We start from the raw sequence: 12,771 nt of genomic DNA, 5'->3' as shown, positions 1-12,771 counted from the left end.
ACCGACAGTGCGGCGGGCACGCCGAAGGCCCGGCACCACCGGGGTGCCGGGCCTTCCCGTGACGGGTGAAGGGCTGGGGCTCAGATGCCCGCGGCCTTCTTCAGGGCGTCCACGCGGTCCGTGCGCTCCCAGGTGAAGTCCGGCAGCTCGCGGCCGAAGTGGCCGTAGGCGGCGGTCTGGGAGTAGATCGGGCGGAGCAGGTCGAGGTCGCGGATGATCGCGGCCGGGCGGAGGTCGAAGACCTCGCCGATGGCGTGCTCGATCTTCTCGGTCTCGATGGTGTTGGTGCCGAAGGTCTCGACGAAGAGGCCGACGGGCTCGGCCTTGCCGATCGCGTACGCGACCTGGACCTCGCAGCGGGAGGCGAGGCCGGCGGCCACGACGTTCTTGGCGACCCAGCGCATCGCGTAGGCGGCGGAGCGGTCGACCTTGGACGGGTCCTTGCCGGAGAAGGCGCCGCCACCGTGGCGGGACATGCCGCCGTAGGTGTCGATGATGATCTTGCGGCCGGTGAGGCCGGCGTCGCCCATCGGGCCGCCGATCTCGAAGCGCCCGGTCGGGTTGACCAGCAGGCGGTAGCCCTCGGTGTCGAGCTTGATGCCGTCCTCGACGAGCTGCTTCAGCACGTGCTCGACGACGAACTCGCGGATGTCGGGCGCGAGCAGCGACTCGAGGTCGATGTCGGAGGCGTGCTGCGAGGAGACCACGACGGTGTCGAGGCGGACGGCCTTGTCGCCGTCGTACTCGATGGTGACCTGGGTCTTGCCGTCGGGGCGCAGGTACGGGATGGTCCCGTTCTTGCGGACCTCGGTGAGGCGGCGGGAGAGGCGGTGGGCCAGCTCGATCGGGAGCGGCATCAGGTTCGGGGTCTCGTCCGACGCGTAGCCGAACATCAGGCCCTGGTCGCCGGCGCCCTGCTTGTCCAGCTCGTCCTCGTCGCCCTCGACGCGCGACTCGTAGGCGGTGTCGACGCCCTGCGCGATGTCCGGGGACTGCGACCCGATGGAGACCGAGACGCCGCAGGACGCGCCGTCGAAGCCCTTCTTCGAGGAGTCGTACCCGATGTCGAGGATCTTGTTGCGGACGAGGGTCGGGATGTCCGCCCAGGCCTTCGTGGTGACCTCACCGGCGACGTGCACGAGGCCGGTCGTGATCAGCGTCTCGACGGCGACGCGGGAGGTGGGGTCCTCCTTGAGCAGCGCGTCGAGGATGGTGTCGCTGATCTGGTCAGCGATCTTGTCGGGGTGACCCTCGGTCACGGACTCCGAGGTGAACAGACGACGGGACACAACGCTCCCTGAGGTTGCAGCGGCTGCTGGCTGGCGATTGCGGACCGGCAGGGGGCTGCGCCCCGCGACGTTCCGAGGACAGTCTATCGGTCACGATCGGGCATCTGGCCAGGTCCCCCGGCATGCTCTTGCGTGATTCGGGCGCTCTCCGCCCCACCGAGCTGGCCTTTTGTCCCGTTTTGGGGATTTTCTCTCCGCCGGGGGAACGATATCCGGACGTCGTGCCCCGTTGGCGCGGAATTCACCCGGCCACGACGCGCAGACGCGGAGCCACCAGGTCCCACACCGTCTCCGCGAGTGCTTCCTTCGGTCCGTACGGCACCGGGGTCTCGGCGCCGTCGGCGGCGAGGACCACGGCCTCGTTCTCCTCCGAGCCGAAGGTCTTGCGCTCCCCCACCTCGTTGACGACGAGCAGGTCGCAGCCCTTGCGTCGGAGCTTCTTGCGCCCGTTGTCGAGGACGTCGTCCGTCTCCGCGGCGAAGCCGACGACCACCTGGCCGGGCAGGGCCCGCTCGGCGGAGATCTCCGCGAGGATGTCCGGATTGCGGACCAGCTCGATCGTCGGGGCGCCGCCGTCGTCCGTCTTCTTGATCTTGCCGGGGGCGTACGCGGCGGGCCGGAAGTCGGCGACCGCCGCCGCCATCACGACCGCGTCCGCGTCGGCGGCCGCCTTGAGGACGGCCTCGCGCAGCTGTACGGCGGTGCCGACGCGCACGACGTCGACGCCCGCCGGATCGGGCAGTCCCGTGTTCGCCTCGATGAGGGTGACCCGGGCACCGCGGGCGGCGGCCGCCTTGGCGAGGGCGTAGCCCTGCTTGCCGGAGGAGCGGTTGCCCAGGTAGCGGACCGGGTCGAGGGGTTCGCGGGTGCCGCCGGCGCTGATCACGACGTGCCGGCCGGCCAGGTCGGGGGGCGTGACGCCGCGGGCGAGGACGCGGCGGCAGATCTCGAAGATCTCCCCCGGGTCCGGCAGCCGCCCCTTGCCGGTGTCGACGCCGGTGAGCCGGCCGACGGCGGGCTCGACGACCACGGCGCCGCGGCGGCGCAGGGTCGCCACGTTCTCCTGGGTGGCCGGGTGCTCCCACATCTCGGTGTGCATGGCCGGGGCGAAGACGACCGGACAGCGCGCGGTGAGCAGCGTGTTGGTGAGCAGGTCGTCGGCGAGGCCGTGGGCGGCCTTGGCCAGCATGTCGGCGGTGGCCGGGGCGACGACGACGAGGTCGGCCGCCTGGCCGATGCGGACGTGCGGGACCTCGTGGACGGACTCCCACACCTCGGTGGAGACGGGGTTGCCGGACAGGGCGGACCAGGTGGCCGCGCCGACGAAGTGCAGGGCGGAGTCGGTGGGCACGACGCGCACGTCGTGACCGGACTCGGTGAGCCGGCGCAGCAGCTCGCAGGCCTTGTACGCGGCGATGCCGCCGCTCACGCCCAGGACGACCTTCGGCTTCGTCACCGCGCTCAACTCTGCTCCCCTGAAGGCTCGGATGCGTACGTCTCCATGAGACACCACAGGCCCGGCGGATGTTCCGCCGGGCCTGTGGTGACAAGCGTTACACGATCGAGCGCGCTACTGCGCCGGACCCTCGATGGCCTCGGAGGTCAGCAGGCCCGCGTTGATCTCGCGCAGGGCGATCGAGAGCGGCTTCTCGTGGACGTGGGTGTCGACGAGCGGACCGACGTACTCGAGCAGACCCTCGCCGAGCTGCGAGTAGTACGCGTTGATCTGGCGCGCACGCTTGGCCGCGTAGATCACGAGGCTGTACTTGGAGTCCGTCGCCTCGAGCAGCTCGTCGATCGGCGGGTTGATGATGCCCTCGGGCGCGGTGATGGAAGAGGACACGCTCTACCTTCCGAAGATGGAAAAAAGATCAGACAACGTTCATCAACGTTAGCAGCTCACGCGCGACGTCCTCGACCGAGGTGTTGACGAGCGTGGTGTCGAACTCCGACTCGGCGGCCAGCTCGACCTTCGCGGCCTGCAGCCGGCGCTCGATCACGTCGGGCGACTCGGTGCCGCGGCCGGTGAGGCGGCGGACCAGCTCGTCCCAGCTCGGCGGGGCCAGGAAGACCAGCTGGGCCTCGCCCATGGACTCCTTGACCTGACGCGCGCCCTGGAGGTCGATCTCCAGGAGGACCGGCTCGCCCGCCTCCAGGCGGTCGAGGACCGCGCGGCGCGGGGTGCCGTAGCGGTTGCCCGCGAACTCGGCCCACTCGAGCAGCTCGCCGTTGGCGATCAGCTTGTCGAACTCGTCGTCCGTGACGAAGAAGTACTGGACACCGTGCTTCTCGCCGGGACGCGGCTTTCGTGTCGTGGCCGACACCGAGAGCCAGACCTCGGGGTGGACCTTGCGCATATGAGCGACGACCGTGCTCTTGCCCACCCCTGAGGGGCCGGAGAGCACGGTCAGTCGCGGACGTACCTCTGCTGCCATGCAGCGATTATTCCAGCTTCACCGGAGTGCCCGGGACGCGTTGTCCCGGACGGGGCCGCCGTCAGGCGCCGGCGCCGCCGAACTCGCGTTCCAGGGAAGCGATCTGGTTGGAGCCGAGGCCACGGACCCGACGGCTCTCGGAGATGCCCAGTCGCTCCATGATCTGCTTGGCGCGGACCTTGCCCACGCCCGGCAGGGACTCGAGCAGCGCGGAGACCTTCATCTTGCCGATGACGTCGTTCTCCTGGCCCTGCTTGATGACCTCGTGGAGGGAGGCGCCGGAGTGCTTGAGTCGATTCTTGACCTCGGCCCGCTCCCGGCGAGCCGCGGCGGCCTTTTCGAGCGCGGCTGCGCGCTGTTCAGGGGTAAGGGGCGGAAGAGCCACGCCTACGTCACCTCGGATGTCGAACTGTCGGATACGGACCGGTGGGAAACCGGGCACCCCGCAGCGAAGCTGGGCGCCCCACACCAGTGGAGCAACGACCGACGTGGAGTACGCCGAACGCCGACTCTGTTCCGGAGACTAGCGGCCAAGGCCGCTCCAGTCAGCGAGAACAGAGGAAAAGTCCTGGTCAGCATCGACCGACCAGGACATTTCCGACAAAACGACGCTGTTTTGGGTCAACTTTTGGCAAGGAGGGAGACGGCGAGGACACGCCGCCCGACCTGCGGATTGGCGAGAACCGGCCGAAACCGGCCCGCGAGGTGCCTCAGGCGCCCACGGCCCCGCGGATCTCGTTCGCGTAACGTTCCGCCGCGGCCTTCAGGGCGACGGCGTCCGGACCCGCCTTCAGGACCCCCCGGCTGACGTTCGGGACCACGTTGCGGACCGCCGCGCCGAAGACGCGGGGCAGATCGGCCGGGGTCGCGCCCTGGGCGCCGATGCCCGGGGCGAGCAGCGGCCCGTTGATGTCGAGGTCGAAGGCGGACAGGTCGCCGAGGGTGGCACCGACCACCGCGCCGAAGGAGCCCATCGGGGTCTCCCCCGCGTTCTCGTCCGCCAGGTGCGCGAGCATCGTCGCGCCGACGGTCCGGCCGTCCTCGCGCACGGCCCGCTGGACCTCGGCGCCCTCCGGGTTGGAGGTCAGCGCGAGCACGAAGAGCCCGGCGCCGTTCTCCCGGGCGAGGTCCACGGCCGGCTTCAGGGAGCCGTAGCCGAGGTACGGGGAGACGGTGAGCGCGTCGGAGAAGAGCGGGGAGTCCTTGCGCAGGAAGGCCTCCGCGTAGGCGCCCATCGTCGAGCCGATGTCACCGCGCTTGGCGTCCATGACGACCAGTCCGCCGGCCGCCCGCAGATCCTCGACGGCACGCTCCAGGACGGCGACGCCGCGCGAGCCGAAGCGCTCGAAGAAGGCGGCCTGCGGCTTGAAGACGGCGACCGTGTCGGCCAGGGCCTCGACCACGGTGAACGTGAAGCTCTCCAGGCCCGCGATGTCGTCGGCCAGGCCCCAGGAGTCCAGCAGGGAGGCGTGCGGGTCGATGCCGACGCACAGGGGGCCGCGCTCGTCCATGGCGGCGCGGAGGCGGGTACCGAAGGAGGTCATGCGGTGGCCTTTCCGGAGTCGGTTCGGTGGGCGGCGCCGACGGCCTCGGCGAGGGTGGCGTACGGGGAGGCCGCCAGGCGCGCGGCGAGGCCCTTGTGGATGGCGCGGGCGTAGAAGGGGCCCTCGTAGATGAAGGCGCTGTAGCCCTGGACCAGGGTCGCGCCGGCGAGGATCCGCTGCCAGGCGTCCTCGGCGTTCTCCACGCCGCCGACGCCGATCAGGACGATCCGGTCGCCCACGCGCGCGTAGAGGCGGCGCAGCACGTCCAGGGAGCGCTGCTTGACCGGGGCGCCGGACAGTCCACCCGTCTCGGCGACGAGCGCCGGGTCGGACGTCAGGCCGAGGCCCTCGCGGGCGATGGTGGTGTTGGTGGCGATGATGCCGTCGAGGCCGAGCTCCAGGGCCAGGTCGGCGACGGCGTCCACGTCCTCGTCGGCGAGGTCGGGGGCGATCTTCACCAGGAGGGGGACGCGGCGGCCCTCGACGGACCGGTCGGCGGCCTCGCGGACGGCCGTGAGGAGCGGGCGCAGCGACTCGGTGGCCTGGAGGTTGCGCAGCCCCGGGGTGTTCGGGGAGGAGACGTTGACGACGAGGTAGTCGGCGTGGCGGGCGAGCCGCTCGGTCGACTTCACGTAGTCGGCCGCGGCCTCGGCCTCGGGCACGACCTTGGTCTTGCCGATGTTGACGCCCACGACCGTCCGGAAGACCGGGTTGCGGGCGCCCAGGCGGGCGGCGACCGCGGCCGAGCCCTCGTTGTTGAAGCCCATGCGGTTGATCAGGGCGCGGTCCGGCACGAGCCGGAAGAGGCGCTTCTTGGGGTTGCCGGGCTGGGCCTCCCCGGTCACCGTGCCGATCTCGACGTGGTCGAAGCCGAGCATCGCCATGCCGTCGATGGCGACGGCGTTCTTGTCGAAGCCGGCGGCCAGGCCGAAGGGACCGTGCATGCGCAGGCCCAGGGCCTCGGTGCGCAGCTGCTCGTACCGCGGGGCCAGGACGGCCGCGACGAAGGTGCGCAGGACCGGGGTGCGGGCGGCGAGCCGGATCCAGCGGAAGGCCAGGTAGTGGGCCTCCTCGGGGTCCATCCGCTTGAAGAGCAGGTTGAAGAAGAGCTTGTACATCGTCCGAAATATCCCTCGTGCGCTCATGAAGAGGGGGACACCGCGGGTCTTGCCGGTGTCCCCCTGCTTCCTCGGGCTGCTTAGTCGCGGGCCGCGGTCAGGTGCTCCGCGTGCTCCTGGAGCGAACGGACGCCCACGTCGCCCCGGCCGAGGGCCTCGATGCCCTGGACGGCCGCCGCGAGCGCCTGGACCGTGGTCAGGCACGGGACGGAGCGGGCCACCGCCGCCGTACGGATCTCGTAGCCGTCGAGGCGGCCGCCGGTGCCGTACGGGGTGTTGACGATGAGGTCGACCTGGCCGTCGTGGATGAGCTGGACGATGGTCTTCTCGCCGTTCGGGCCCTCGCCCTCGGACTGCTTGCGCACGATGGTGGCGTTGATGCCGTTGCGCTTGAGCACCTCGGCCGTGCCGGAGGTGGCGAGCAGCTCGAAGCCGTGGGCGACCAGTTCACGGGCCGGGAAGATCATCGAGCGCTTGTCGCGGTTGGCGACCGAGATGAAGGCGCGCCCCTTGGTGGGCAGCGGGCCGTAGGCGCCGGCCTGCGACTTGGCGTACGCCGTGCCGAAGACGGTGTCGATGCCCATGACCTCGCCGGTGGAGCGCATCTCCGGGCCGAGGACGGTGTCCACGCCGCGGCCGCGGATGTCGCGGAAGCGCGACCACGGCATCACGGCCTCCTTGACGGAGATCGGCGCGTCCATCGGCAGGGTGCCGCCGTCGCCGTTCGCCGGGAGCAGGCCCTCGGCGCGCAGCTCGGCGATGGTGGCGCCCAGCGAGATGCGGGCGGCGGCCTTCGCGAGCGGCACCGCGGTCGCCTTCGAGGTGAAGGGGACGGTGCGGGAGGCGCGCGGGTTGGCCTCCAGGACGTAGAGGATGTCGCCGGCCATCGCGAACTGGATGTTGATCAGGCCGCGGACGCCGACGCCCTTGGCGATCGCCTCGGTGGAGGCGCGCAGGCGCTTGATGTCGAAGCCGCCGAGGGTGATCGGGGGCAGGGCGCAGGCCGAGTCGCCGGAGTGGATGCCGGCCTCCTCGATGTGCTCCATGACGCCGCCGAGGTAGAGCTCCTGGCCGTCGTAGAGCGCGTCGACGTCGATCTCGATGGCGTCGTCGAGGAAGCGGTCGACGAGGACGGGGCGGGTCGGGGAGATCTCGGTGGACTCGGCGATGTACGCCTCCAGGCGCGCCTCGTCGTAGACGATCTCCATGCCGCGGCCGCCGAGCACGTACGAGGGGCGTACGAGCACGGGGTAGCCGATCTCGTCGGCGATGGCCTTGGCCCCGGCGAAGGTGGTGGCGGTGCCGTGCTTGGGCGCGGGCAGCCCGGCCTCCGCGAGGACCTGGCCGAAGGCGCCGCGGTCCTCGGCTGCGTGGATGGCCTCCGGGGAGGTGCCGACGACCGGCACGCCGTTGTCCTTGAGCGCCTGGGCGAGTCCCAGCGGGGTCTGGCCGCCGAGCTGGACGACGACGCCGGCGATCGGGCCGGCCAGCGACTCCGCGTGGACGATCTCCAGCACGTCCTCCAGGGTGAGCGGCTCGAAGTAGAGCCGGTCGGAGGTGTCGTAGTCGGTGGAGACGGTCTCCGGGTTGCAGTTGACCATCACGGTCTCGTAGCCCGCGTCGCTCAGCGCGAAGGAGGCGTGGACGCAGGAGTAGTCGAACTCGATGCCCTGGCCGATGCGGTTCGGGCCGGAGCCCAGGATGATCACGGCGGGCTTCTCGCGCGGCGCGACCTCGCTCTCCTCGTCGTACGAGGAGTAGAAGTACGGGGTCTTCGCGGCGAACTCGGCGGCGCAGGTGTCGACCGTCTTGTAGACCGGGCGGACGCCGAGGGCGTGCCGGACCTCGCGGACGACGTCCTCGCGCAGGCCGCGGATCTCGGCGATCTGGGCGTCGGAGAAGCCGTGGCGCTTGGCCTCGGCGAGCAGCTCGGGGTCGAGCTTCTCGGCCTCGGCGAGCTCGTCGGCGATCTCCTTGATGAGGAAGAGCTGGTCGACGAACCACGGGTCGATCTTGGTGAACTCGAAGACCTCCTCCGGCGTGGCGCCGGCGCGGATGGCCTGCATGACGGTGTTGATCCGGCCGTCGGTCGGGCGGACCGCCTCGCGCAGCAGCTCCGCCTTGTCGCCGGGCTCGCCGGTGAAGGCGAACTGCGAGCCCTTCTTCTCCAGCGAGCGCAGGGCCTTCTGGAGGGCCTCGGTGAAGTTGCGGCCGATCGCCATGGCCTCGCCGACCGACTTCATGGTCGTGGTCAGCGTGGAGTCGGCGGAGGGGAACTTCTCGAAGGCGAAGCGCGGGGCCTTGACGACGACGTAGTCGAGGGTCGGCTCGAAGGAGGCCGGGGTCTTCTCGGTGATGTCGTTCGGGATCTCGTCCAGCGTGTAGCCGACGGCGAGCCGGGCGGCGATCTTGGCGATCGGGAAGCCGGTGGCCTTGGAGGCGAGCGCGGAGGAGCGGGAGACGCGCGGGTTCATCTCGATGACGATGATGCGGCCGTCGTCGGGGTTGACCGCGAACTGGATGTTGCAGCCGCCGGTGTCGACGCCGACCTCGCGGATGATCGCGATGCCGATGTCGCGCAGGACCTGGTACTCGCGGTCGGTGAGGGTCATCGCCGGGGCGACGGTGATCGAGTCACCGGTGTGGACGCCCATCGGGTCGAAGTTCTCGATGGAGCAGACGACCACGACGTTGTCGTGCTTGTCGCGCATGAGCTCCAGCTCGTACTCCTTCCAGCCGAGAATGGACTCCTCCAGGAGCACCTCGGTGGTCGGGGAGAGCGTGAGGCCCTGGCCGGCGATGCGGCGCAGCTCGTCCTCGTCGTGGGCGAAACCGGAGCCGGCGCCGCCCATGGTGAAGGAGGGGCGGACGACGACGGGGTAGCCGCCGAGCGTCTCGACGCCCTTCAGGACATCGTCCATCGAGTGGCAGATGACCGAGCGGGCGGACTCGCCGTGGCCGATCTTGGCGTTGACGGCCTCGACCACGCCCTTGAAGAGGTCGCGGTCCTCGCCCTTGTGGATGGCCTCGACGTTGGCGCCGATGAGCTCGACGCCGTACTTCTCCAGGACGCCCTGCTCGTGCATGGAGATCGCCGTGTTGAGGGCCGTCTGGCCGCCCAGCGTCGGCAGGAGGGCGTCGGGGCGCTCCTTGGCGATGATCTTCTCGACGAACTCGGGGGTGATCGGCTCGACGTAGGTGGCGTCGGCGATCTCCGGGTCGGTCATGATCGTGGCCGGGTTGGAGTTGACCAGGATGACCCGCAGGCCCTCGGACTTGAGGACGCGGCACGCCTGGGTGCCGGAGTAGTCGAACTCGGCGGCCTGGCCGATGACGATCGGGCCGGAGCCGATGACCAGGACGGACTGGATATCGGTGCGCTTAGGCACGCTCGGCCTCCATCAGGGATACGAAGCGGTCGAAGAGGTACGCGGCGTCGTGCGGGCCCGCGGCCGCCTCGGGGTGGTACTGGACGGAGAAGGCCGGCTGGTCGAGCAGCTGCAGGCCTTCCACGACGTTGTCGTTGAGGCACACGTGGGAGACCTCGGCGCGCCCGAAGGGCGTGTCGGAGACCTTGTCGAGGGGCGCGTCGACGGCGAAGCCGTGGTTGTGCGCGGTGACCTCGACCTTGCCGGTGGTGCGGTCCTGGACGGGCTGGTTGATGCCCCGGTGGCCGTACTTCAGCTTGTAGGTGCCGAAGCCGAGCGCGCGGCCGAGGATCTGGTTGCCGAAGCAGATGCCGAACAGCGGGGTCTTGCGGCGCAGGACCTCCTGCATGACGGCGACGGGGCCGTCGGCGGTGGCCGGGTCGCCCGGGCCGTTGGAGAAGAACACACCGTCGGGGGCGACCGCGTAGACGTCCTCGGCGGTGGCGGTGGCGGGCAGCACGTGCACCTCGATGCCGCGCTCGGCCATGCGGTGCGGGGTCATGCCCTTGATGCCGAGGTCGACGGCGGCGACGGTGAACTTCTTCTCACCGATCGCGGGGACGACGTAGGTCTCCTTGGTGGCGACCTCGGCGGAGAGGTTCGCGCCCTTCATCTCGGGCTGCTGGCGGACCTCGGCGAGCATCGTGCCGTCGTCGGGGAGCGCGCTGCCGGAGAAGATGCCGACGCGCATGGCGCCGCTCTCGCGCAGGTGGCGGGTGAGGGCGCGGGTGTCGATGCCCTGGATGCCGACGACGCCCTGGTGGCGCAGCTCCTCGTCGAGGGAGCGCTGCGCGCGCCAGTTGGAGGAGACGCGGGCGGGGTCGCGGACGACGTAGCCCGAGACCCAGATGCGGGCGGACTCGGGGTCCTCGTCGTTGACGCCGGTGTTGCCGACGTGCGGGGCGGTCATCACGACGACCTGGCGGTGGTACGACGGGTCGGTGAGGGTCTCCTGGTAGCCGGTCATGCCGGTGGAGAACACGGCCTCGCCGAAGGTCTCCCCCACGGCCCCGTAGGCGCGGCCGCGGAAGATGCGGCCGTCCTCCAGGACGAGTACGGCGGGAACCTTGGCAGCTCCCCTGGTGGAGGTCGTCATCGTGCGGTGCCTTCCGTCGTGCTTGCGGTGTTCAGGTGGTTGATGGCCTCGACCCAGGCGGCGTGCTCGGCCGCGTGGTCCGAGCGGAAGCCCGAGTCGAGCAGCTTGTCGCCGTGGGCCCAGGTGACGACCAGGAGGCCGCCCTCCGTGAGGACCTTGCCGGCGATGCCCTTGTCGAGCCGGGCCTCGCGCAGGGCGTCGGCCGGGATGAGGAAGTCGTTCGCCCCGGGGCGTACGACGCCGATCCCCGCGTCCGTCAGGGTGAGCTCGGCGCGGCTCCGGGTGCCCAGGCCGTGGGCGACGATCCGGTCGAGCCACTGCCCGGCGGTGGTGGAGCCGTGGTAACGGCCGCTGAGCGTCAGCTTCGCCTCACCCGGCGCCTGCGGCACCTCGGGGAGTGCCGGGAGGTCGGACTGGAGGCTGCCGCGCCACTTCCATCCCTGGCGCATCAGCCAGTAGACGAAGGCGACGAAGAGCAGCAGTCCGGCGACCCAGCCGAGCCGACCGGCCCAGTCGGTGACGTCGGCCGACTTCTGTTCGGCTGCCTCGGCCAGTTGAATGAGTGGTGTCACGCCAGCTTCCCGTCGACGAGCGTTGCCCGGCCCCGCAGGAACGTGTGGGTGACGCGCCCCGGCAGCTCACGGCCCTCGTAGGGGGTGTTGCGGCTGCGGGAGGCGAAGTCGGCGGGGTCCACGGGACCACGGTATGCCGGATCGACCAGCGTCAGGTTGGCGGGCTCACCTGCCGAGACGGGGCGTCCGTGGCCGGTGGCCCGTCCGATCTGCGCGGGCTTGACGGACATCCGGTCGGCGACGCCGACCCAGTCGAGCAGGCCGGTCTCGACCATCGTCTGCTGGACCACCGACAGGGCGGTCTCCAGGCCGACCATGCCCATGGCGGCGGCGGCCCACTCGCAGTCCTTGTCCTCGTGCGGGTGCGGGGCGTGGTCGGTGGCGACGATGTCGATGGTGCCGTCGGCGAGCGCCTCGCGCAGCGCCGTCACGTCACGCTCGGTCCGCAGCGGCGGGTTGACCTTGTAGACCGGGTTGTACGTGCGGACCATCTCGTCCGTGAGGAGGAGGTGGTGCGGGGTGACCTCGGCGGTGACGTCGATGCCGCGGGACTTGGCCCAGCGGACGATCTCGACGGAGCCGGCGGTGGAGAGGTGGCAGATGTGGACGCGGGAGCCGACGTGCTCGGCGAGGAGCACGTCGCGGGCGATGATCGACTCCTCCGCCACGGCCGGCCAGCCGCCGAGCCCGAGCTCGGCGGAGACGACGCCCTCGTTCATCTGGGCGCCCTCGGTGAGGCGGGGCTCCTGGGCGTGCTGGGCGACGACGCCGCCGAAGGCCTTCACGTACTCCAGGGCGCGGCGCATGATCACGGCGTCGTCGACGCACTTGCCGTCGTCGGAGAAGACGGTGACGCCGGCGGCGGAGTCGTGCATGGCGCCGAGCTCGGCGAGCTTCTTGCCCTCCAGGCCGACGGTGACGGCGCCGATGGGCTGCACGTCGCAGTAGCCTGCCTCCTTGCCGAGCCGGTAGACCTGCTCGACGACGCCGGCGGTGTCGGCGACGGGGTGGGTGTTGGCCATGGCGAAGACGGCCGTGTAACCGCCGGAGGCGGCCGCGCGGGTGCCGGTGAGGACCGTCTCGGAGTCCTCGCGGCCGGGCTCGCGCAGGTGGGTGTGCAGGTCCACCAGGCCGGGCAGCAGGATCTTGCCGGTGGCCTCGATCACCTCGGCGCCCTCGGCCGACAGGCCGGTGCCGACCTCCGCGATGACCTCGCCGTCGATCAGGACGTCCTGCGCCTCGCCGCCGAGGACCTTCGCACCACGGATCAGAATCTTGCTCATGGGGGG

General features: G+C 70.8%; 11 protein-coding genes. All 11 read right to left on the bottom strand.

From position 1 onward, the window contains the following. Window positions 1–80: 80 nt before the first annotated feature. The 11 genes from metK to AB0M16_RS14610 all read right to left on the bottom strand — a co-directional run bounded on the left by metK (window position 81) and on the right by AB0M16_RS14610 (window position 12,765). Complete coding sequence (metK, locus tag AB0M16_RS14660) at window positions 81–1,289, bottom strand: methionine adenosyltransferase (protein ID WP_365342591.1); 1,209 nt, start codon at window positions 1,287–1,289, stop codon at window positions 81–83. A gap of 241 nt (window positions 1,290–1,530) precedes the next feature. Further along, window positions 1,531–2,745, bottom strand: coding sequence for a bifunctional phosphopantothenoylcysteine decarboxylase/phosphopantothenate--cysteine ligase CoaBC (gene coaBC, locus AB0M16_RS14655; RefSeq protein WP_365342589.1), 1,215 nt, complete (start codon window positions 2,743–2,745; stop codon window positions 1,531–1,533). A 114-nt stretch (window positions 2,746–2,859) separates the two neighbouring features. Further along, the gene (gene rpoZ / locus AB0M16_RS14650) at window positions 2,860–3,132 is read right to left on the bottom strand and encodes a DNA-directed RNA polymerase subunit omega (protein ID WP_005319902.1); all 273 of its coding nucleotides are present in this window, start codon (window positions 3,130–3,132) and stop codon (window positions 2,860–2,862) included. Between the two features lie 28 nt (window positions 3,133–3,160). Further along, complete coding sequence (gmk, locus tag AB0M16_RS14645; RefSeq protein WP_365342587.1) at window positions 3,161–3,724, bottom strand: guanylate kinase; 564 nt, start codon at window positions 3,722–3,724, stop codon at window positions 3,161–3,163. Between the two features lie 61 nt (window positions 3,725–3,785). Next, window positions 3,786–4,109, bottom strand: coding sequence for an integration host factor (locus AB0M16_RS14640; protein WP_030493613.1), 324 nt, complete (start codon window positions 4,107–4,109; stop codon window positions 3,786–3,788). A 325-nt stretch (window positions 4,110–4,434) separates the two neighbouring features. Further along, window positions 4,435–5,268: an orotidine-5'-phosphate decarboxylase gene (gene pyrF, locus AB0M16_RS14635; protein ID WP_365342585.1), complete on the bottom strand. Its 834-nt coding sequence runs from the start codon at window positions 5,266–5,268 to the stop codon at window positions 4,435–4,437. Continuing rightward, window positions 5,265–6,386, bottom strand: a complete 1,122-nt coding sequence (locus AB0M16_RS14630; RefSeq protein WP_365342583.1) for a quinone-dependent dihydroorotate dehydrogenase — start codon at window positions 6,384–6,386, stop codon at window positions 5,265–5,267. The genes pyrF and AB0M16_RS14630 overlap by 4 nt, the downstream gene beginning before the upstream one ends. Before the next feature lie 80 nt (window positions 6,387–6,466). Beyond that, entirely contained in the window at window positions 6,467–9,775 is a 3,309-nt protein-coding gene (carB, locus tag AB0M16_RS14625; RefSeq protein WP_365342581.1) for a carbamoyl-phosphate synthase large subunit, read from the bottom strand. Beyond that, window positions 9,768–10,910 carry a glutamine-hydrolyzing carbamoyl-phosphate synthase small subunit gene (carA, locus tag AB0M16_RS14620; RefSeq protein WP_365342579.1) on the bottom strand — a complete coding sequence of 381 codons (1,143 nt, stop codon included), beginning with the start codon at window positions 10,908–10,910 and terminating at the stop codon, window positions 9,768–9,770. The genes carB and carA overlap by 8 nt, the downstream gene beginning before the upstream one ends. Continuing rightward, window positions 10,907–11,482 carry a hypothetical protein gene (locus AB0M16_RS14615; protein ID WP_365342577.1) on the bottom strand — a complete coding sequence of 192 codons (576 nt, stop codon included), beginning with the start codon at window positions 11,480–11,482 and terminating at the stop codon, window positions 10,907–10,909. Before AB0M16_RS14615 ends, carA begins: the two co-directional genes overlap by 4 nt. Then, window positions 11,479–12,765: a dihydroorotase gene (locus tag AB0M16_RS14610; RefSeq protein WP_365342575.1), complete on the bottom strand. Its 1,287-nt coding sequence runs from the start codon at window positions 12,763–12,765 to the stop codon at window positions 11,479–11,481. Before AB0M16_RS14610 ends, AB0M16_RS14615 begins: the two co-directional genes overlap by 4 nt. Window positions 12,766–12,771 lie beyond the last annotated feature (6 nt).

The sequence above is a fragment of the Streptomyces sp. NPDC051921 genome (genome assembly GCF_040680975.1).
Taxonomy (GTDB): Bacteria; Actinomycetota; Actinomycetes; order Streptomycetales; family Streptomycetaceae; genus Streptomyces.
Note: the sequence above shows the minus strand (reverse complement) of the source record. Positions and strands in the feature narration are given on the sequence as shown.